Genomic DNA, 21591 nt, shown 5'->3' with positions numbered 1-21591 from the left:
GAGCACAGGGATTGCGTATGGCGGAGTCAGTGGCCAGTCTGATTCACACGCTTCGACAGTTCCTCGGCGCTTTCCTTGCGCTCGCTGTATCTGTCGACCAGATACGGGCCGATGTCGCGGGTCAGCAATGTGAACTTGACCAGTTCCTCCATTACATCCACGACCCGGTCGAAATAGGCGGAAGGCTTCATTCGGCCCGCCTCGTCAAATTCCAGGAACGCCTTCGCGACAGACGACTGGTTGGGAATGGTCAACATGCGCATCCAGCGCCCGAGGACACGCATCTGGTTCACCGCGTTGAAGGACTGCGATCCTCCGCTCACCTGCATTACGGCAAGCGTTTTTCCCTGCGTCGGACGGACAGCCCCGACCGAAAGCGGAATCCAGTCGATCTGCGACTTCATGATCCCGGTCATTGCACCGTGGCGCTCAGGCGAACACCAGACCATGCCCTCCGACCATTGCACCAGCTCTCTTAGTTCGGCCACCTTCGGGTGGGTATCGGGTGCATCGTCCGGCAGCGGCAGACCGCTCGGGTTAAACGTGCGTACCTCGGCGCCCATCGCCGTGAGCAAACGCGCGGCTTCTTCCGTCAGCAAGCGGCTGAACGAACGCTCGCGAAGCGAGCCATAGAGCAGCAGGAAACGCGGTGGATGAGTCGATGCGGTCGCGGGCCGCAACTGGTCGATGTCGGGCACGCGAAACAGCGCCGCGTCGAGTTGGGGTAGATCAACTATGCGGTCAGACACGTTTGTCCTTGGTTCATGTACTTTCTCCGGTGCCGCTCAGGCACATTCGTACCAGGTCCTGGAACGGTTCACGACGCGCACTACGACCAGCATCACCGGCACTTCGACAAGCACGCCGACCACGGTTGCGAGCGCAGCACCCGATTCGAAGCCGAACAGACCAATCGCGGTGGCGACAGCCAGCTCGAAGAAGTTGGATGCTCCGATCAGCGCGGACGGGCAGGCAATGTTGTGCTTTTCCCCAACCGCACGATTCAGCCAGTACGCAAGGGCCGAGTTGAAAAACACCTGGATCAGGATCGGAACAGCCAGCAGCACGATGACCAGCGGCTGCCTGATGATCGCCTCCCCCTGGAACGCGAACAGCAGCACAAGCGTCACCAGCAGCGCCGTGATGGACCAGGGGCCCAGTTTCGCCATGAACGCGTGGAATGTCTGCGGCCCCTTTGCGAGCAGCGCCTTTCGCAAGATCTGCGCGAGGATCACCGGAATGACGATGTAGAGCACGACGGACGTGAGCAGCGTCGCCCACGGCACCGTAATGGCCGACATGCCAAGCAGCAGCCCGACCAGTGGCGCAAAGGCGATGATCATGATGCTGTCGTTCAACGCGACCTGCGACAGCGTAAACAACGGATCGCCACCAGTCAGCCTGCTCCAGACGAACACCATCGCCGTGCACGGCGCCGCGGCCAGCAAGATCAGCCCGGCGACATAGCTATTGAGCTGGTCGGCGGGCAACATGGGCGCGAACAGATTCTTGACGAACAGCCAGCCCAGAAATGCCATCGAGAACGGTTTGACGAGCCAGTTCACGAAAAGCGTGACGCCGATCCCCTTAACGTGCTGGCGGACCTCATGCAGTGAACCGAAATCGACCTTGATGAGCATCGGGATGATCATCACCCAGATCAGCAGTCCGACCGGGAGGTTGACGTGGGCGTATTCCATCCGCCCGATGTGCTGAGAGACGCCGGGAAAGACCTGGCCCAGCACGATCCCGACGACGATGCACAGTGCGACCCAGACGGTCAGATATCGCTCGAAGAAACTGATGGCCGGCCTCGACGCTTTTGTCGGCGACGCAATGTTTGGGGTATTCATTCGGCTGTTCGAAGGAAATCAGCTTTGCTGGATGCGGTTCAGCGCTTGCTGAAGGTCGGTATTGCTCAGCGTATCCAGGGGTAATGCCAGCAGTTGCAGCATGCGATAGCCAATCGCCTCGCGCGTCAGCTCGAACGCCCGCCGTTTGCCTTCGTCGCCTCCCGGTGCATTGGACGGGTCGGCGTATCCCCAATGCACCTTGACGGGACTACCGGGCCAGTACGGACACTCCTCCGCCGCAGCGCTGTCGCACACCGTGATCACCACGCGCATTTGCGGAGCGCCTTGCGCCACGAACTCATCCCAGCTTTTACTGCGATACCCCGCTGTATCGATACCCGCGTTCGTGAGCGCTTCCAGAGCGAACGGGTTAAGGCGGCCGCTCGGCGCGCTGCCTGCGCTATAGGCGCGCACATCCTTGCCAAGCTTTTTGGCCCAATGATTGAGCATGCTTTCGCCCAGCACGCTGCGCGCCGAGTTGTGGGTGCAGAGGATCAGAACATTCGTGGTCATGACGGAGTTCCGGTCATTGTTTGCTGCTGCAGACGTTGGGAACATCGCCCGCGGCGCAGGATGCGCCGGCACAGCAGTTCTCCGTAAGAAAACCGATCAGGTCAGTCATCGCGTCGAAATTTGCCGTGTAAATGACGAAGCGTCCGTCCTGACGAGACTTCACCAGGTCGGCGTGAGACAGGTCCTTCAGGTGGAACGACAGGCTCGACGGCGCAAGACCCAACTGTTGGCCGATTTCGCCGGCGGGCATGCCTTCGCGGCCCGCGACAACCAGAAGACGGAAGATCGCGAGTCGCGAATCATGGGCAAGCGCGCCGAGCGCACGGACAGCAAGGTTCGGGTTCATGGGTGGAGCATACGTCAATGGCTTCGACATTTCAAGATTTGTGGAAATGTCGATCGTGATGCTCGACGGATCGGGAGAACAAGGGTGGGTGGCGACTTCGCTGTGAATAGCGCCCAGTCAGCGCTAAAGCGGCGGGCGTCCCATGTGAGCCATCTGCGCCCGCCCAATGCGGGGCTACAACGGGGAGGCGTACTGCGCAATGCCATTCCCAAACGACCAGTTCTCCTTCTCGACCTCGACGAGATTGATGAACACATCCTCGGGCCGCACGCCGGGCGACTTGCCGAGTTCATCGACGATGCGCCGGTACAGCGCCTTCTTCTGCTCGACCGAGCGTGTGTTGCTGACGGTCAGTTGGATCACGACGAGATCGTCGCCGCGCTCGATATTCTGGTATTGCCGGTCGTAGATCATGTTGTCGGCGGTGTGCTCAGTGATCAGCATGAACATGTCGTCCTTCGGCACGTTGAACGTGTCCACCAGCGAGCGCTGAATACTGGCGCTCAGCGCTTGGCGGTAGTCGGCCGGCTTGCCGGCGCGCAGTGAGATTCGGGTGAGCGGCATGACGGGCTCCTTGTTGCGGTGTTGGGTTGAACACAGCTTAGGCGCGCTAGCTCATAATAAACAGATATCCATGCCTATTTCATCCATTTCCATCCGAAATGAAAGTCCTCGATCTCGATGCGGTGCGGGCCTTCGTGCTGGTTGCCGATCTGCGCAGCTTCACGCGTGCCGCCGACGCGCTCGACACCACGCAATCGGCCGTCAGCCTGAAGCTGAAGCGACTGGAGGCGCACCTTGGCAAGCAGTTGCTGGAGCGCACTCCGCGCGTCGTGCGTCTGTCCGCCGACGGTCACGCCTTTCTCGGCGCCGCGCGCGAGTTGCTGAACGCGCACGAGCGCGCGCTCGGCGCGCTGTCGGTGGAGCGGCGCCGGCTCGTGCTCGGGCTCAGCGAGCACGTCGCGGGGCCTGATCTGCCGCACCTGCTGGGCCGGCTCAACGCGCACGATCCGGGTCTGGTGGTCGAGTTGCACATGGGCACGTCGGCGGCGCTGCTCGCGCAGTTCGACGAACGCCGGCTCGATGCTGCGATCGTCCGCTACGGCGCCGACGAACCACCGCGCGACGACGCGCAGACGCTGTTCAGCGAACCGCTCGGCTGGCTCGCGACGCCGACCTGGCTGCCGCGACTCGATGAGCCGCTGGCGCTCGCGCTATTGAGCCCGCCGTGTAACGTGCGCGACGTCGCGCTGCGCACGCTCACAGCGGCGGGGGTCGCATGGCAGGAGGTGTTTGTGGGTGGTGGTGTCGCGGCGGTGGGCGCGGCCGTGGCCGCCGGACTCGCCGTGTCGCCGCTCGCGCGCCGGGTTGCGCCGCGCGGTCTGCTCGACGTCGGCGCGCGGCTCGGCCTGCCGACACTGCCGGAATCGCGTGTGACGCTGCATTCGCGCGTTCGCGAGGCCCGCTCGGCGGAAACGCTGCGGCTGCTCGCAAACGGCCTCGCCGCGGCGTGACACGGCGACCGATGCCGGACCACGCCGCACCGCTCGAAGCGGCCTCAGTGGATGATCGGCGGCAGCGAACCGCTGCTGGCAGTCGCCGGATTGGGCGCGGAGCCCATCGGCGCGATGTCGCTAACGTTTGCGGACGTATCCGGCGAAGTCTGCACCGCGGGCCGGACCGGATTCGCACGGGAAACCGCCGGCTTGGCCGCGACTTTGTCCACGTGCGGACGCGCGGTGTGAGCTGCCGCGAAATCGGCATGCACGACCTTGCCCGGAGCCGGTTTCGCGTGCACCAGTTGTACCTGCGGCTGCGCGTGCTTCGCGGCCCGCGCGGTCACGGTGGCGTGCGACCGCTTCTGGCTCGAGGCCGCGACTTTCACGCCGCCGCCATGCGCCGCGAGCTTGCCGCCGTGGCCCGCGCCGGCCGATGCGACATGAGGCACCGCGTGCCGGATACTGGTAGCCTGCTGCGCATGCGCACTGGCCTTGGACTTGACGCCGCTCCGCGTGGCCGCCTTCACCTTCACCTTCGCCGCTCCGGGCTGGTTCCGCGCGTGCGCCTGCCTGGTAACGTGTCCGCTCGCCTCCGGCGGATTCCATACTTCCGCATAACCGGCGGCCAACGCCGCCTCCGAGACACACCACACGGCCAGCGCCGCTGCCACTACTCGAACCCGCATCTGCTGCTCTCCTGATCGACGACTGCCAAAACGAGCCGGGATTATATTCTCTTGCAAAAATCCATTTATGGACTAATATCATTAAAAAGTACACATAGGGACTTACCCGAAATGGCTCACGCTGCCCGAATTTCCTCGCCTGAGGCATCGCCGCGACGATCGCTTTCCGAACCCACGCTGACGCAGATGTCCGCGGCGGGTCTGCGTGCGTTCTTCAACATCGCGCGCGACTGGGACCTGAGCGCCGACGAGCAGATCGTGCTGCTCGGCAAGCCGGGCCGCTCGACGTTCTTCAAGTGGCGGGCGACGCCCGAGACCGCGCGCCTCAGCCACGACACGCTGGAGCGACTATCGCTGCTGCTTGGCATCTACAAGGCGCTGCAGATTCTGCTGCCGCAGCCGAGCGCCGCCGACACCTGGGTCAAACGCCCCAACAGCGCGCCGCCGTTCGGCGGCAAACGCGCGCTGGACCGCATGCTGGCGGGCAACATCAGCGATCTCGTGGCCGTGCGCCAGTATCTCGACGCAATGCGAGGCGGCTGGGCGTGACAAAACCGCAATGGCAGGACCGCTGGACCAGCGCCGCGCTCGACTGGACGCCCGCGTATCGCGTGATTCCGACGCGCTTTCCGGCCATCAACCTGTTTGACCGCGTCGCGTCGCCGGAAGATTTCGAAGCGCTGTACGCGCTCGAAGCGATGACCAACGACCGACTGCGCACCGAAATCGGCGAACTCGATCTCGTGCCGCGCGAGGAGCGCCGCTTCGGGCCGGGCTACGGGCCGATCATGGCCGCGCTTACGCATCTGAATCCGCTTGGCAGCCGCTTTTCCGACGGCACGTATGGGGTGTTCTACTGTGCGCGTTCACGCGAGACGGCGATCGCCGAAACGCGCTATCACACCGGTCAGTTCCTCAAAGCGACCGCCGAGCCGCCGATGCGTCAGCAGATGCGTCTTTACACGGTAGTCGCGCAAGGCGGCGTGGTCGACTTGCGTCGCGACCCCGAGCTCGATGAAGCCGTGCTATCGCCCGACGACTACGTTGCCGGCCAGGCGCTCGGGCGCGCGGTGCGCGAGGCGGGCGCGCCGGGCATCGTCTATCCGTCGGTGCGCGACAGCGCCGGCGAATGCCTCGCGGCGTTCCGCACGACGCTGCTGCGCGACTGCCATCACGCGGCATACCTCGAATACAACTGGAACGGCACGAGCGTGGATATGGTGTTCGAGTTGAACCAGGTCGGGTGACAGAGGAGCGGCGCAGCCGCGGGGCGACTTCAGCCGCTCAAGGCAAGGCCAGTTCCGCCGCGCCTTCCGCGCGAGCGGCCTCGACCGAGATCGACCAGCGACGCAGCGCCTGCGGCTGCACGATCGTCAGCGTGCCGTCCGGCCCGAACGCGCCGGTATCGATGAACACCTGCGAGCCGATCTGCGTGATGTCGCGTACCGGCGTATGGCCGCAATAGGTCAGCGACAGCCCGCGCTGCCGCAGCGGATCGCCGTGACCGAGCGCGAGCTCGCGACCCCACAGCAATTGCTGGCGCGTTTCGGCCGAATAGTTGCCCGCGTCGAGATCGGCATCCGAGCCGAAAAATTCGGCGTGCAGAACGTTGAAGCGCGTCTTGCCGCTGCCGATCACGCGCACGAGCGGCAGCGTGCGCAGATGCTCGGCGTAGTAACGCAGACGTTCGTCGGGCACGTCGGCCGCCCACGCGCCGCCGATGCCGTACCACCACTGCCGCCGCAAGCGGCCGTCGGCGACCGCGCACAGCGCGTCTTCGTGATTGCCGAGCACCGCATAGAACCACGGCTTCGCGAGCAGCGCGAGCGCCTGCTCCGAGTGCTCGCCCCGATCGACCAGGTCGCCGACCGAAAACAACCGGTCGCACGTCGGATCGAACGCGATCTGACGCAGCAGGTAGCGCAACGCATCGACGCAACCGTGCAGATCGCCGACCACGAAATCGCGGCCGGCCTCGTTGGCGTCGTGATGTTGAACGAAGGTGGCGGGAGTGGCATTCATCTCATCATGATAATGCCGCCGACGCGCCCGCGTATGCGGGGTGCCTATCGTATCCGCACGCGTCATCGAGCAAGAAAGACATCGAACGACGCAAAAACGACGCTGAAACGACACATTCGCGGTATGCGTTACCGGAATTGCATATTTTCGCGAGTCACTCCTGCCGCGGCGCCCGAGTCGCCTCGCCTGCTATTGCAGCGTGCGCAGCTTCGCCACCTGGCTGGTCGTGATCGTCGCCTGCGGATTGCCGAACTGTTTCGTCACGTAGTTGGTGATCGCCGCGATCTGCTCGTCGTCGAGATGGCCGCCGAACCCGGGCATCAGCACGTCCGCGTGCGTGGTGGTGCGGTTCACGCCGTGCAGAATCACCAACGCGAGATTGTTCGCGTCGTTCGCGCCGACCGTCGAGTTGTGGATCAGCGACGGATACGCGCCCGGCGCGCTCGCGCCCACGCCCTGCCCGGTCCAGTTATGGCAGGTCGCGCAATTGGCGACGAACAGCTGCGCGCCGTTCACGCCGGTGATCGCGGTGCCGCGCAGCGCAGCGACATCGTTGGCGGGATTGCCCCATTGATGACGAGGACGCGCGTCACCGCCGCTCACGGCCGGCACCGAGCGCAAGAATGCGACGATCGAGCGCAGATCCACCGGCGTCAGATACTGCGTGCTGTTCGCGACCACTTCGCCCATCGGTCCGGCCGCGTTCGCGCGGCCCGGCGCCGCGCCGGTCGACAGATACGACGTGAGTTCGTCGTCGCGCCAGTTGCCGACGCCGCTCAGCTTGTCCGGCGTGATATTGAACGCATGCCAGCCGGCCTGCACCGCACCGGAGAAACGCGCGCTGGACTGCAGCCCCTGCATGAAATTGCGCGGCGTATGGCATTCCTCGCAATGCGCGAGCCCTTCGACCAGATACGCGCCTCGGTTCCATTCAGCGCTCTGCTTCGGGTCCGGCACGAAGCGCCCTTCGGTGAAGTTGAACATGTTCCAGAACACCATCAGCCAGCGCTGATTGAACGGGAACTTGAGGCTGTTCGCGGGCGGCGTGTAGTGAATCGGCGTGAGCGTGTTCAGATAAGCGCGGATCGCGAGCACGTCCTCATTGGTCACGCGCGTGTAGGCCGTGTACGGAAACGCCGGATAGAGCCGCTCGCCGCCCTTGCCGATGCCTTCGTGCATCGCGCGCATGAAATCGGCGTCGCTCCATCGGCCGATGCCGGTGTCGGGATCGGGCGTGATGTTGGGCGTCACGATCGTGCCGAACGGTGTGCCGATCGGCAGGCCGCCCGCGAATGGGCGCGACTTGTCGGCCGTATGACAGGCCGCGCAATCGGCGGCACGGGTCAGGTATTGGCCGCGCTTCACGAGTTCGCCATTCGCGGCGCTGCCGTGGAGCGTGGCCGAGCCGCCGTCCGACGCCTGCGCCGCGTCGTCGGCGCGAGCCTGGGTGATAGGCATTTCGTCGCTCGAAACTGCGTCCGGGCCGTGCGACTCGTGCCACGCAATCGACAGCGCGAACAGCGAAAACGCGGCCGCGAGCGCCGCGCCGCCGAAGCGGCGGCGGGTGCCCTGCATCCGCGCAGAATCCGGCTGCACGCGAGAGGTGTTCTTCAGCATTGTGGCTCTCCGGTCAGCGCTCAAATTTCGCGCTTCAGCTTGTCGGCCAGCTTCAGCGACAAAGCCGCGATCGTCAGCGTGCAGTTCACCGACGCGGCGGTAGGCATCACGCCGCTGCTGGCGATGAACAGGTTCGAATGATCGTGCGTGCGGCAGTCCGGGTCGACGACCGAACTCGCCGCATCGCTGCCCATGATCGTCGTGCCCATGATGTGATTGTTCGGCGCGAAGCTGTCGTCGAACGAGACTTCGGTGCCGCCGAATAGCGCCGCGATCTTCGCATACTGTTCGTGCGTATCGGCGGCGCTCTTCTTCACGTAGTCGTTGATCGAGTAGTAGATCTCGGGCTGCGCAATGCCGAGCGCGTCCTTGTGATCCGCCGACGGCACGATGCGGTTCTGCGGCTCCGGCAGATGTTCGTGAAAGCTGTTGATGCTCAGCGTGCGTGCCGCGCGGTCGCGAATCTGCCGGTCGAGCTCGGCGCCGGTCAGGCCTTTTTTCAGCAGATCGGCGGTAACGCCCATGGTCGGCACGCCGTTCGACAGATGCAGCTTCTTCGACGCGTAGTCGGAGCGGAACGCGCCGTCGCGGAAGTTGACGATCGAGGTCATCTCCATCGGGCCGCGGCCGGGCCACAGCGGTTCGTTGGCGAGAAACGTGACGCCGGTGCCCGGATGATCCATCAGGTTGCGGCCGACCTGATCGGAGCTGTTGCCGACGCCGTGCGGGAATTTTTCCGAGGTCGACATCAGCATCAGCTTCGGCGTTTCGATGCCGTTCGCCGCGAGCACGAACAGCTTGCCGGTGACGCGTGTGCTATTGCCGTTCGGGTCCTTGTAGTGGACCGCGGTGATGAGCCCTTTGTCGTCCGCTTCGATGCGATACACGACCGCTTCGGGAATCAGCTTCGCACCGGCCTGCTCGGCCTTCTCCGCATGGATCACGCCGTTGTACATCGCGGCGATCGGGCAGATCGGCATGCAGTTGTTGTTGCCGCAGCAGGTCGGCCGCGCATCGTACGGCCGGCTGTTGCGCGCAACCGGTTCGGGCACGACCTTGAAGCCCTGCGCGTTGAGCACGTCGCTGAAACGCTGATCCATGTACGACAGCGGCAACTGCTGCATCGGATAGGGCTTCGAGCGCGGCGAACCGAGATCGATCGAACTATCCGGACCGGACACGCCGAGCTGCACTTCGGCGGCCACGTACCACGGCTCGAGCGCTTCGTACGGGTACGGCCAGTCGCGCCCGACGCCATACAGCTTGTGCAACTGGAAGTCCGACGGCAGCAGCCGCCACGCGGCGGCCGCCCAGTGCCACGTCGTGCCGCCGACGAGCCGCACGTATTGTGAGTTGTACGGATAATCGCCCTTCTGGATCAGGTAGTTGTTCGCGGGCGCGTATTCGGGATGCGGCGCGTAAGGCGTCGACGGATACGGCGTCGCGAAGTCGGACTTGGCCGGCGAATTGCGGAAGTTCTCGACGATCTGCCAGCGCGCAATGCGCGGCCCGGCTTCGAGCAGGATCACCGACGCGCCCGCCAGTGCCAGCTGATGCGCAACCAGACTGCCGGCGACGCCCGAGCCGACCACGACGATATCGGCGGATTGTGTGTTTGCCATCGTTTCTCTCTCCGGTGCTCTGCCTGTTGCGGGCTTGGTTCGTGCGCTGCTGGCGTGGCCCGCTGGCGAGCCCGCGCGGCTCACCCGTGCAGCGGCTTCTGCGTCCAGTAGAACGGCACGTCGCGGCAATAGGAGGGAATCGTGAGCACGTCTTGCACAGGCGCGAACATCAGCGCCTTTTCATAGGCGATCACCTGGACGTGCGGCATGTCGCCGACGAGTCCGAGATACCACGCGCGCATGATCGCGCCGACCGCTTTTGCGAGCGCGGGCTGGTCGGTTTGCAGTGCCTGCGTGATGGTATCGGACGGCACGCCGCCGTGGCCTTGCAGCCAGGTGTTCAGCGCGGCGACGTTCTGCGCGAACTGGTTATCGGCACGCGACAGCGCCTCGTAGACACGCTGGCCGAGCACGGTGTCGAAACTGCTACGGGCGGTGAGGTGTCGCGAAAGCGCGAGGAAGGCATCGAGTCCGCCGCCGGCTGGCGGCGTAGCGGCGAACACGGGCGCGATCCACGACAGCGAACGGCTCGCGCCGGCGAACGCGAGCGCCGCGGCCGCCGCGCACGAACCGAGCACCCAGGCCCTGCGCGAAGCGGAAAACGACGGGGACAAACCGGTGAAACGCGTGGCACTGCGATAGGACTTCGCTCCTTGCCGATGCGTCATGTGGGGACGCGCATCGTTATCCTCAGGAACATCTGTCATGGGGGCTCCAGATGATGAGTCGTTCTCGACGAGCTGCACGGGAAAGGCATGATGCCGTTCGCGTGCCGCTTCGTTTGCTCTTCCCCAAACCTGGTCTGACGCCGCTTCAGCGGTCTCGAATCCGTGCGCGCGATTCACGCGCGCCGCATGTGTGGCGCCGTATGCATGAGCGCAACGATTGCGGCCGTTTTCTGCCAATCGCCTTTCAACTGAAAGCGGCGCGCAAGGCCGCTGCGAAAGACTATAGCCTGTGACCCACCATTCGACAATCGGTCCTCGTTGCACGCGTAGAATCAGCGACACCGACTGCCCTACACTTCGTCGTACATCTCGACTCATGTCCATCAACTACTATCCGCAAGTTCTTCGCAATCGGCCCCGCACGGTGATCGGCCTCGCGATCGGGATCGTCGTCGCGTTCCTCGTGCCCGATCATACGAGTCCGATGGCGCGCGCACTGATCGGCTGGGACGCGGCCATCTGGAGCTACCTGCTGATGATCTGGGTGCACATGGCTCTCGCCGACGAGCACCGCGTGCGCGAACGCGCGATACGCGACGACGAAAACGCGGGCGTCGTGCTGGTCGTGATCTGCGTCGCGACGATCGCAAGCATCGCCGCGATCGTGCTAGAACTCGCGTCGGCCAAGGGCGCGGGCGGCGCAACGACCTTCTGGCACTACCTGCTGACCGGTCTGACGCTGATCGGCGCATGGTTTCTGATTCCGACCATCTTCACGCTGCACTACGCGCGCCTCTACTACGGCACCGACGCGAAAGAGACCGCGCTGAAGTTTCCCGATCATCATTTATTGCCGAACTACTGGGACTTCCTGTACTACTCGTTCACGATCGCGGTCGCGTCGCAGACCTCCGACGTGGTGCTGCGTTCGCGCGAAATTCGTCGCGCGACACTCGCGCAATCGGTCCTGTCGTTCTACTTCAACGTCGCGGTGCTCGGCTTGTGCGTGAACATCGCGGCGGGGCTGCTGGGTTCGTGACTCGGCCATTGCTCGGCGCCCGGATGAATTTCATGCGAATGCCACGTGCGTGCCACATGGCTGCCACGTGAGCGTCACCGTGGCTGCGCGCGGCCGTCCGTGTAAATCCGACCCACGTCGTCCCGTTTTACATGCCGCGCCACCCGCGGCGTGCGTAACAATGCCCGCTTAATCGCACGCGCTCCGTGCGGGCGCGCACCTTCGGCACCCGCCATCTCAACGTAACCTCCCCCTTTTCCCGCTAGCGGGCCGCCGCGTTGGCACATGGTTTGCTCCCTTTCCGCGACGAGTGACGACCAGTCCCACCGGACCGGCGTCTGGCGCGAAAGCACCCGCGACTGGCCAGCGGGGTGACGATCTTTGCACTACATTGACCAGTACGTGCCCCCGCTGACGCATCGCGCGGTATCCGGCTCGGGAAGCCCAATGAGCGCTGTGATCGCATGCCAACTGCATCCACACCGCAGCAGGACAACTCTGGAAACGACCGATGGAACCTCCAAACGGGTACGCGCCGCGGATTTACTTTTTTCACTCTCTTCTCGTCGGGCCCCTCGATGCCTGGCCCGCGCAGTTCGCTCACGCGGCCGGGCTCGGCTTCGATCACGCGTTGATCGCCGGGCTGTTCGAGCCTGGCCAGGCGGGCCACGCTCAGGTGGTTGGCAATCACGCGCGGCTGCATCCGGTGTTCGAGGCACAGCATTCGGTGCCCGACGCCGTGCGCATGCTCGCCGATGCCGCGCGCCGCAATAATCTGACGCTGCTGATCGATCTGGTGATCGACCGCGTGGCCGCCGACGGCGTGCTGTACAGCGAACATTCGGACTGGTTTCACGCGCGCGAGTCCGAGCTCGCGCGGCTCGATCCGCGCCACGTGCATCGCGAAGACAACGTCGCCTACGCGAATTTCGACGACCCTGCGACGAGTGCCTCGCTGTGCGTCTGGTGGACCCAGCAACTGCTCGCGCTCGCCGAGGCGGGGGTCGGCGGCTTCAGTTTCGATTCGCCGCATCGCGTGCCGGCTGCCGTATGGCGGCATCTCGGCGATGAAGTGCGTGCGAAGCATCCGCACGTGCGCTTTCTCGCGGCCACGCCGGGCCTGTCGCGCGGCGATCTGCCCGGGCTCGAGGCAGCCGGCTTCGACAGCGCGTTTTCGTCGGTGCGCTGGTGGGACTTCCGTTCGAGCTGGATGGCCGAGGAGCATGCGGCGCTCGCGCGCGTCGGCGCGCCGATCGCCTTTCCCGAGGCGCCGTACGGCACGCGCCTCGCCGCCGAATTGAGCGACGTGCACGATGCGGCGATCGTCGAGCGGGCGTATCGACGCGCGCTGTTCACGTCGGTTGCAGTGGGCAGCGGCTGGATGATGCCGATGGGCTTCGAATACGGCATCGCCGAACCGATGTCGCAAACGCGCGGCGACGCCGCGCAGTTCGCGCGCGCCGTGCAGTCGCGCCGCTTCGATCTGAGCGCCGCCGTCACCCAGGCGAACGACTTCGCGCGCAATACGCCGACGCTGCACGCCAACGGTGAATTGCGCCAATTGAGCGGACCCGGGGCATCGGCCGCGGTTCTGCTGCGCGCCGACGCGGCCGATCTGCGCGACGCCAGCGAAGCACTCCTGATCGCCGTGAATCCCGAACTCGGCGCGCCAGTGCGGGTCGATCCCGCGCGCTTCCTCGCGGGCGTGCCGGGCAGCTTTACGCGCTTCGTGCCGCTCGATGCACGCGGCCGAAACGAACCCGCGGCCCTCGCGCCGTTCGCGCTTGCGCCCGGCGCGGTGCGGCTGCTGCGCGCGTTCGCGGAACAGCCGATCTACCTCGCGCCGCCCATCGACAAGTCGAACAGCAAGCGCAGCGGCCACAAGACCGTGCTCGACGCGATCGAGGCGCCGCGCGTCGCGATCGAGAGCGTGTCGCCTTCGGTCGAAAACGGCCGCTTCGCGGCCAAGCGCAGCGTCGGCGAGCGCGCGGAGATTCGCGCGGCGATCTTCGCCGAAGGTCACGACAAGATCGCGGCCGCCGTGCTGTGGCGCGCGGCCGACGAAACCGCGTGGCACGAAGAGCTGATGGCACCCGCGCCGCCGGCCGGTCTCGACTTGTGGAGCGCGCGCATTCCGCTCGAACGGATCGGCCGCTACGAATTCACCGTGATTGCGTGGCGCGACGACTTCGCGTCGCTCGTCGAGCACATCCAGAAGAAGCTGAAGGCGAACCAGACCGTCGAGATCGAACTCGACGAAGCCGCGCATCTGTTCGCGCTCGTGCTCGCCGAAGTCGAGACGGCCGAAGGCGCCGACAAGGAATCGCTCGAACACATCGTGCGCGACTTCCAGAAGGCCGACGCCGAACAGAAGCTCGCGCTGATTCTCGCGCCCGCCACAGCGACAGCGATGACCGCCGCGCGCCACCGGCCGTTTCTCAGCCGCGATCAGGTGACCTACAAGATCGACGCGGAACGCACCGCCGCCTATTTCGCGAGCTGGTACGAAATCTTCCCGCGCTCGATGAGCGACGACGAATCGCGCCACGGCACGTTCGCGGACGTCACCGCGAAACTGCCGCGCATCCGCGACATGGGCTTCGACGTGCTGTACTTCCCGCCGATTCATCCGATCGGCCTCGCGAACCGCAAGGGCCGCAACAACACGCTGACCGCGCAGCCGGGCGACGTGGGCAGTCCGTATGCGATCGGCGCGGCAGAAGGCGGCCACACCGCCGTGCATCCGCAGCTCGGCACACTCGACGATTTCAAGGCGATGCTCGCCGCCGCGCATGCGCACGGCCTCGAAATCGCGCTCGACTTCGCGATCCAGTGCTCGCCCGATCACCCGTGGCTGAAGGAGCATCCGACGTGGTTCGCGTGGCGCCCCGACGGCACGCTGCGCTACGCCGAGAATCCGCCGAAGAAGTATCAGGACATCGTCAACCCGGACTTCTACGCGCGCGATGCGAAGCCCGACCTGTGGCTCGCGTTGCGCGACGTGATCCTGTTCTGGGTCGACGCGGGTGTGCGCATTTTCCGCGTCGACAATCCGCACACCAAACCGCTGCCGTTCTGGGAATGGATGATCGCCGACGTGCGCGCGCGCCACCCTGATGTCATTTTCCTCGCGGAAGCGTTCACGCGGCCGCGCATGATGAACCGGCTCGGCAAGATCGGCTTCTCGCAGTCGTACACGTACTTCACGTGGCGCGAGTCGAAGCGCGACTTCACCGAGTACATGGTTGAGCTCACGCAGACCGGCGCGCGCGATTTCTACCGGCCGAACTTCTTCGTCAATACGCCGGACATCAACCCGCGCCACCTGCAATCGCAGGGACGCACGGGCTTTCTGATCCGCGCGGCGCTGGCCGCGACACTCGCCGGTCTGTGGGGCGTGTATAGCGGCTTCGAACTGTGCGAGGCCACCGCGCTGCCGAACAGCGAAGAGTACCTGGACTCCGAAAAGTATCAGTTGCGCGCGTGGGACTGGCACCGGCCCGGCAATATCGTCGGCGAGATCACCGCACTGAATCGCATCCGGCGCGCGAATCCGGCGCTGCAAACGCATCTCGGTCTCACGTTCCTCTCCGCGCACAACGATCACATCCTGTTCTTCGAGAAAGCGACCGAGTCGCGCGACAACGTGATCGTCGTCGCGATCAATCTCGATCCGTTCAACGAGCAGGGCGCGGACATCGAGTTGTCGTGGGACACGTTCCAGCGCTGGCATCTGCACGACCACGCCGCGCTCGAAGTGATCGACCAGATGACCGGCGCACGCTTCGAATGGCACGGACGCTGGCAGCACGTGCGGCTCGGCTCGGGCCAACCGTTCTCGATCTGGCGCATCGCGCCGCTAGGCGGCCTGCCCGCGGATCGCCCGGAGGACAGCGACCACGAACACGACAGCACTCTTCACGCAGACGCTGTCACCCCAACCTGGATGGAAGGTGGAACATGAAGCGCGACGATCCAGCCCAATCCACGCACGAGGCGCAAACGGCCGCGGCCGTCGGCACCGCGGCGAAGGTACGCACGCGCCGGCGCGGCAAACCCGCGGCGCTCAGCGACGATCCGCTGTGGTACAAGGACGCGATCATCTACCAGGTGCACATCAAGTCGTTTTTCGACGCGAACAACGACGGCGTCGGCGATTTCCCCGGCCTGATCGCCAAGCTCGACTATATCGCCGAGCTCGGCGTCAACGCGATCTGGCTGCTGCCGTTCTATCCGTCGCCACGCCGTGACGACGGCTACGACATCGCCGACTACCGCAACGTGCATCCCGACTACGGTCAGCTCGCGGACGTGCGGCGCTTCATCCAGGAAGCGCACGCGCGCGGCATCCGCGTGATCACCGAGCTCGTCATCAATCACACGTCGGATCAGCATCCGTGGTTCCAGCGCGCACGGCGCGCGAAGGCCGGCTCGAACTATCGCAACTACTACGTGTGGTCCGATACCGATCAGAAGTACGCGGAGACGCGCATCATCTTCATCGACTCGGAACCGTCGAACTGGACGCACGATCCGGTTGCGGGCGCGTACTATTGGCACCGCTTCTACTCGCACCAGCCCGATCTGAACTTCGACAATCCGGCGGTGATGAGAGAGGTGCTGCAGGTGATGCGCTTCTGGCTCGACATGGGCATCGATGGGCTAAGGCTCGATGCGGTGCCGTACCTGGTCGAGCGTGAAGGCACCAACAACGAGAACCTGCCGGAAACGCACGAGATCCTGAAGCGGATTCGCGCGACCATCGACGCCGAGTATCCGAACCGGATGCTGCTCGCCGAGGCGAACCAGTGGCCCGAGGACGTGAAGGAGTACTTCGGCAACGAAGACGAATGCCATATGGCGTTCCACTTCCCGCTGATGCCGCGCATCTATATGTCGATCGCGAGCGAGGACCGCTTCCCGATCACCGACATCATGAAGCAGACGCCGGACCTCCCCGATTCGAACCAGTGGGCGATCTTCCTGCGCAATCACGACGAGCTGACGCTCGAAATGGTCACCGATTCCGAGCGCGACTATCTTTGGAACACCTATGCGAGCGATCGCCGCGCACGTTTGAATCTCGGCATTCGCCGCCGTCTCGCGCCGCTGATGGAGCGCGACCGCCGCCGCATCGAGCTGATCAACTCGCTGCTGCTGTCGATGCCCGGTACCCCCGTCATCTACTACGGCGACGAACTCGGCATGGGCGACAACATCCACCTCGGCGACCGCGACGGCGTGCGCACGCCGATGCAGTGGTCGTCGGATCGCAACGGCGGTTTCTCGCGCGCCGACCCCGAGCAACTGGTGCTGCCGCCCGTGATGGGTACGCTGTACGGCTTCGACGCTGTCAACGTCGAAGCGCAGAGCCGCGACCCGCACTCGCTATTGAACTGGACGCGCCGCATGCTGGCGACGCGGCGCGCGAAGCAGACCTTCGGGCGCGGCACGATCCGCTTTCTGAAGCCGGAAAACCGCAAGATTCTCGCGTATCTGCGCGAGATGCCCGGCGAGGCGCCGATCCTGTGCGTCGCGAATCTGTCGCGCGCGCCGCAGGCGGTCGAGCTCGACCTGTCCGAATTCAACGGCTTCGTGCCGATCGAGATGACCGCCGATTCGGTGTTCCCCGCGATCGGTCAGCTGACCTATCTGCTGACGTTCCCGCCGTACGGCTTCCTGTGGTTCATGCTGTGCGAAGGCGGTGGGCGTCCGACGTGGGCGCAGGCGCATTCCGAGCCGCTGCCCGAGTTCGTCACGATCGTGATCCGCGAGGGGCAGACCGGGCCGACACCCGAAAACGTGCGGCTGCTCGAATCCGAAGTGCTGCCGTCGTGGCTGAGCCGGCGCCGCTGGTTCGCGTCGAAGGATCAGAAGATGCATGCGGTGCGGCTCGCCGCTCTGACCACGATTCCGAACGGCGGCTTCGCATTCACTGAAATCGAAGCGGACGTCGGCGATCACACCGAGCGCTACGTGGTGCCGATCGCGATCACGTGGGGCGGCGAAACCACCACGCCGCTGTTCCTGCAACTCGCGTTGGCGCGCGTGCGGCGCGGCCGCAACGTCGGCCATCTGACCGACGCGTTCTCGCTGCCGATCTTCGCGCACAACGTGCTGCGCAAGATGCGCGAACACGCGGTCGTGCCGACCGTGCAGAAGAGCGAAATCAAGTTCCTGCCGACCGAGCGCTTCACCGAACTCGACAATCTCGGCGAGCGGCCCGAGATTCGCTGGCTTGCGGCCGAGCAGAGCAACAGCTCGCTCATCATCGCCGATGCCGCGGTGCTGAAGCTGGTGCGGCGGCTCGTCAGCGGCATCCATCCGGAAGCGGAAATCAGCCGCTATCTGACGCAGCTCGGTTATGCGAACACCGCGCCGCTGTATGGCGAAGTGGTGCGCGTCGATCCCGAGGGCGTGCCGCATACGCTCGCGATCCTGCAGGGCTTTATCGACAATCAGGGCGATGCGTGGAACTGGTCGCTCGATTATCTGCGCCGCTCGGTCGACGAACTCGCGATCGCGGTCGACACCGAAACGCAGACCGCCCCCGACCGCACGAACGAGTCGATCTTGCTGGACGGCTACGGCGAACTCGCGGGCATCATCGGCCGAAGGCTCGGCGAGCTGCACGTCGCGCTCGCGACGCCGAGCGACGACCCCGCGTTCGCGCCGGAACATGCCAACGCCGAACAGGTGAAAGCATGGGTCGACGCGACGCAGAGGATGCTCGCGAGCGCGCTCGATCTGCTCGCGCCGCGCATCGCGGAGATGAGCGACGCGGACACGAAGGGGCTCGCGCAAAGTCTGATCGATCGGCGCGCCGCGCTGGTCAAGGCGGTCGACAATCTCGTGCCGGGCGACGCGGGCGCGTTGCGCATCCGCATCCACGGCGACTTCCATCTCGGTCAGGTATTGGTCGCGCACGGCGACGCGTATCTGATCGACTTCGAGGGCGAGCCCGCGCGTTCGCTCGAGGAGCGTCGCCAGAAATCGAGCCCGTTGCGTGACGTCGCCGGTCTGATGCGCTCGCTGTCGTATGCGAGCGCGGCCGCGCAATCGACCACCGAAAGCGCGCCGCAACAGACCGCCGATCGCAAGCGTGCTCTGTTCGAGCGCTTCCGCTCCCACGCGACCACGGCGTTCCTCGCTGAATACCGCGCGGCCGCCGCTCAGTCGTCGGAAGCGCTCGTCGCGCCCGAATCCGAAGAGGCGCTGCTCGATCTGTTCCTGATCGAGAAGGCCGCGTACGAGATTCGCTACGAGGCGGCCAACCGGCCGACGTGGCTCGGCTTACCGGTGCGCGGCCTCGCGGCGCTCACGAGCCGTCTGCTCGGCGACACCGGCGCACCGCCGCATTACGATCCATCAACCCGGGTGTCCGGCTCCGCCACGCCGCCCAACCCGGCCGAGGGCGACTATGAGTGAGCATGATCCGGCCGCAGGCCTTCAACCCGTCGATATCGACGCGCTCGTCGAAGCGCGCCACCCCGATCCGTTTTCGCAGCTGGGGCTGCATCAGACAGACGCGGGTCCGATCGTGCGCGCGCTGCTGCCGAATGCCGCGCACGTCACCGTGATTTCGCGCGCCGATGGCGCGACGCTCGGCGAGCTCGAGCAATTGCGGCCTGGCCTGTTCGCGGGCCGCATCACGTCGGCGATGCCATATCGCTTGCGCATCGACTGGCATGGCGTCGTGCAGGAAGTGGAGGATACCTATTCGTTCGGTCCGGTGCTCGGCGACGAGCCGCTCCAACGTCTCGCACACGGCGATCCGTACGCGGTGCTCGAATGTCTGGGCGCGCGGCCAGTCGACATCGACGGCGTGCCGGGCGTGCGTTTTGCCGTGTGGGCGCCGAATGCGCGGCGCGTGTCGGTGGTCGGCGACTTCAACGCGTGGGACGGCCGCCGTCATCCGATGCGGCTGCGTCATCAGGCGGGTGTGTGGGAACTGTTCGTGCCGCGCGTCGGCGCCGGCACGCGCTACAAGTACGAGCTGCTGTCGCGCGACGGCCATCCGCTGCCTTTGAAAGCCGATCCGTGCGCGATGCAGACGGAAAAGCCGCCGGGCACCGCGTCGATCGTCGCGCACGTCGACGAGATCGAGCAGTTTCCGTGGACCGATCACGAGTGGATCCAGTCGCGCGCCGGCAAGCAGACCGCGCGCACGCCGATCGCGATCTATGAAGTGCACGCGGAGTCGTGGCTGCGCATCGCCGAGGAAGGCCAGCGCGGTCTCGTCTGGGAAGAGCTCGCCGAGCGGCTGATTCCCTACGCGAAGAGCATGGGCTTCACGCACATCGAATTTCTGCCGATCGCCGAGCATCCGTTCGGCGGCTCGTGGGGCTACCAGCCGCTCGGACAGTTTGCGCCGTCCGCGCGCTTCGGCAAGCCCGAGCAGTTCGCGCGTTTCGTCGATCGCGCGCACGAAGCGGGGCTCGGCGTGATTCTCGACTGGGTGCCCGCGCATTTCCCGAACGACGCCCATGGCCTGATCGATTTCGACGGCACGCCGCTCTACGAACATGCCGACCCGCGCGAGGGCTATCACCAGGACTGGAACACGATGATCTACAACCTCGGCCGCAACGAGGTCAGCGCGTTCCTGATCGCGTCGGGGCTCGCGTGGCTGCAGCGCTATCACGTCGACGGCCTGCGCGTGGATGCGGTCGCGTCGATGCTGTATCGCGACTACTCGCGCGCGGCCGGCGAGTGGGTGCCGAACATCTATGGCGGCCGCGAGAATCTCGAATCGATCGCGTTCCTGAAGCGCTTGAATCATGAAGTCCGCTATGTGCCGGGCGCACCCGGCGCGATCACGGTCGCCGAGGAATCGACCGCATGGCCAGGCGTGACCGCACGCGTCGCGGATGGCGGTCTCGGCTTCGACTTCAAGTGGAACATGGGCTGGATGCACGACACGCTGCACTACATGCACGAAGACCCGGTGTATCGCCAGTATCACCACCACAACATGACGTTCGGCATGGTGTACGCGTATTCCGAGCGTTTCGTGCTGCCGCTTTCGCACGACGAGGTGGTGCACGGCAAGGGTTCGCTGCTCGGCAAGATGCCCGGCGACCGCTGGCAGCGTTTCGCGAATCTGCGCGCGTACTTCGGTTTCATGTGGACGCACCCGGGCAAGAAGCTGATGTTCATGGGCGGCGAATTCGGCCAGATGGCGGAGTTCGACCATGACGGCTCGCCGCATTGGCATCTTCTCGACGATCCGGCCCACCACGGCGTGCAGTTGCTGGTGCGCGACCTGAACCATCTGTATCGCAACGAGCCCGGTCTTCATCTGCTCGACAGCGAACCGGGCGGCTTCGAATGGTTGATCGGCGACGACAGCGCCAACAGCGTGTTCGCCTATCGGCGCACCGACGGCGCGGGCCAGGAGTTCGTCGTGGTGTGCAACATGACGCCGGTGCCGCGACTCGGCTATCGGCTCGGCATGCCGCGCGGCGGGCGCTGGGTGGAAGTGCTCAATACCGATGCGGGCGTGTACGGCGGCTCGAACATCGGCAACGGCGGGCTGATCCATTCCGACCAGCTATCGAGCCACGGCAGGCCGCATTCCGCCGCGCTGACTTTGCCGCCACTCGCAACGATCGTATTGCGCGCGGACTAAGGAAACGTGCCGCAGCACAGGCGCGCGGCGCGAAGGCAAGCGCCGCGCCCCCCGTTGCATGAAGACTCGGACGGACCCGGGCTCTAGCTCGACAATCAGAACAGGAAAGGGAAAAC

General features: G+C 65.2%; 17 protein-coding genes. 7 read left to right on the top strand and 10 right to left on the bottom strand.

What is annotated here, in order from left to right; genetic code table 11:
* Positions 1–26: 26 nt before the first annotated feature.
* From arsH to G5S42_RS13580, 5 genes are all read right to left on the bottom strand, one after another.
* Positions 27–749: an arsenical resistance protein ArsH gene (gene arsH / locus G5S42_RS13600; protein ID WP_312883565.1), complete on the bottom strand. Its 723-nt coding sequence runs from the start codon at positions 747–749 to the stop codon at positions 27–29.
* Between the two features lie 36 nt (positions 750–785).
* Positions 786–1853: an ACR3 family arsenite efflux transporter gene (gene arsB, locus G5S42_RS13595; RefSeq protein WP_176107203.1), complete on the bottom strand. Its 1068-nt coding sequence runs from the start codon at positions 1851–1853 to the stop codon at positions 786–788.
* An 18-nt stretch (positions 1854–1871) separates the two neighbouring features.
* The gene (locus tag G5S42_RS13590; RefSeq protein ID WP_176107202.1) at positions 1872–2366 is read right to left on the bottom strand and encodes an arsenate reductase ArsC; all 495 of its coding nucleotides are present in this window, start codon (positions 2364–2366) and stop codon (positions 1872–1874) included.
* 13 nt (positions 2367–2379) lie between these two features.
* Positions 2380–2712, bottom strand: coding sequence for an ArsR/SmtB family transcription factor (locus G5S42_RS13585; protein ID WP_176107201.1), 333 nt, complete (start codon positions 2710–2712; stop codon positions 2380–2382).
* 174 nt (positions 2713–2886) lie between these two features.
* Entirely contained in the window at positions 2887–3276 is a 390-nt protein-coding gene (locus G5S42_RS13580; RefSeq protein ID WP_176107200.1) for a tautomerase family protein, read from the bottom strand.
* A 98-nt stretch (positions 3277–3374) separates the two neighbouring features.
* Here G5S42_RS13580 and G5S42_RS13575 point away from each other — a divergent pair, with 98 nt between their 5' ends.
* Positions 3375–4226 (top strand): LysR family transcriptional regulator, encoded by an 852-nt coding sequence (locus tag G5S42_RS13575; RefSeq protein ID WP_176107199.1) that lies wholly within the window; start codon positions 3375–3377, stop codon positions 4224–4226.
* Positions 4227–4270: 44 nt separating this feature from the next.
* Here G5S42_RS13575 and G5S42_RS13570 read toward each other — a convergent pair whose 3' ends face one another.
* The gene (locus G5S42_RS13570) at positions 4271–4897 is read right to left on the bottom strand and encodes a hypothetical protein (protein ID WP_176107198.1); all 627 of its coding nucleotides are present in this window, start codon (positions 4895–4897) and stop codon (positions 4271–4273) included.
* Between the two features lie 186 nt (positions 4898–5083).
* Between G5S42_RS13570 and G5S42_RS13565 the strand changes: the two genes are divergently transcribed.
* Both G5S42_RS13565 and G5S42_RS13560 read left to right on the top strand, forming a co-directional pair.
* Positions 5084–5446 (top strand): MbcA/ParS/Xre antitoxin family protein, encoded by a 363-nt coding sequence (locus G5S42_RS13565; protein WP_018424156.1) that lies wholly within the window; start codon positions 5084–5086, stop codon positions 5444–5446.
* On the top strand, positions 5443–6144 hold the full coding sequence (locus G5S42_RS13560; protein WP_176107197.1) for an RES family NAD+ phosphorylase: 702 nt from the start codon (positions 5443–5445) through the stop codon (positions 6142–6144). The genes G5S42_RS13565 and G5S42_RS13560 overlap by 4 nt, the downstream gene beginning before the upstream one ends.
* A 37-nt stretch (positions 6145–6181) precedes the next feature.
* On the opposite strand, the gene G5S42_RS13555 is transcribed toward G5S42_RS13560, so the two are convergent.
* From G5S42_RS13555 to G5S42_RS13540, 4 genes are all read right to left on the bottom strand, one after another.
* Positions 6182–6919, bottom strand: a complete 738-nt coding sequence (locus G5S42_RS13555; RefSeq protein ID WP_246391985.1) for a metallophosphoesterase — start codon at positions 6917–6919, stop codon at positions 6182–6184.
* Between the two features lie 189 nt (positions 6920–7108).
* Entirely contained in the window at positions 7109–8536 is a 1428-nt protein-coding gene (locus G5S42_RS13550) for a cytochrome c (RefSeq protein ID WP_176107195.1), read from the bottom strand.
* Between the two features lie 20 nt (positions 8537–8556).
* Positions 8557–10158 (bottom strand): GMC family oxidoreductase, encoded by a 1602-nt coding sequence (locus tag G5S42_RS13545; RefSeq protein ID WP_176107194.1) that lies wholly within the window; start codon positions 10156–10158, stop codon positions 8557–8559.
* Positions 10159–10238: 80 nt separating this feature from the next.
* Positions 10239–10865, bottom strand: a complete 627-nt coding sequence (locus tag G5S42_RS13540) for a sugar dehydrogenase complex small subunit (protein ID WP_176107193.1) — start codon at positions 10863–10865, stop codon at positions 10239–10241.
* Between the two features lie 337 nt (positions 10866–11202).
* Here G5S42_RS13540 and G5S42_RS13535 point away from each other — a divergent pair, with 337 nt between their 5' ends.
* From G5S42_RS13535 to glgB, 4 genes are all read left to right on the top strand, one after another.
* Positions 11203–11865, top strand: coding sequence for a DUF1345 domain-containing protein (locus tag G5S42_RS13535; RefSeq protein ID WP_176107192.1), 663 nt, complete (start codon positions 11203–11205; stop codon positions 11863–11865).
* Between the two features lie 490 nt (positions 11866–12355).
* The gene (locus tag G5S42_RS13530) at positions 12356–15808 is read left to right on the top strand and encodes a maltotransferase domain-containing protein (protein WP_176107191.1); all 3453 of its coding nucleotides are present in this window, start codon (positions 12356–12358) and stop codon (positions 15806–15808) included.
* Complete coding sequence (treS, locus tag G5S42_RS13525) at positions 15805–19272, top strand: maltose alpha-D-glucosyltransferase (protein ID WP_176107190.1); 3468 nt, start codon at positions 15805–15807, stop codon at positions 19270–19272. Before G5S42_RS13530 ends, treS begins: the two co-directional genes overlap by 4 nt.
* Positions 19265–21475, top strand: coding sequence for a 1,4-alpha-glucan branching protein GlgB (gene glgB, locus G5S42_RS13520; RefSeq protein WP_176107189.1), 2211 nt, complete (start codon positions 19265–19267; stop codon positions 21473–21475). The genes treS and glgB overlap by 8 nt, the downstream gene beginning before the upstream one ends.
* The last annotated feature ends 116 nt before the right edge of the window (positions 21476–21591 follow it).

This window comes from Paraburkholderia youngii, from assembly GCF_013366925.1.
GTDB lineage: Bacteria > Pseudomonadota > Gammaproteobacteria > Burkholderiales > Burkholderiaceae > Paraburkholderia > Paraburkholderia youngii.
Note: the sequence above shows the minus strand (reverse complement) of the source record. Positions and strands in the feature narration are given on the sequence as shown.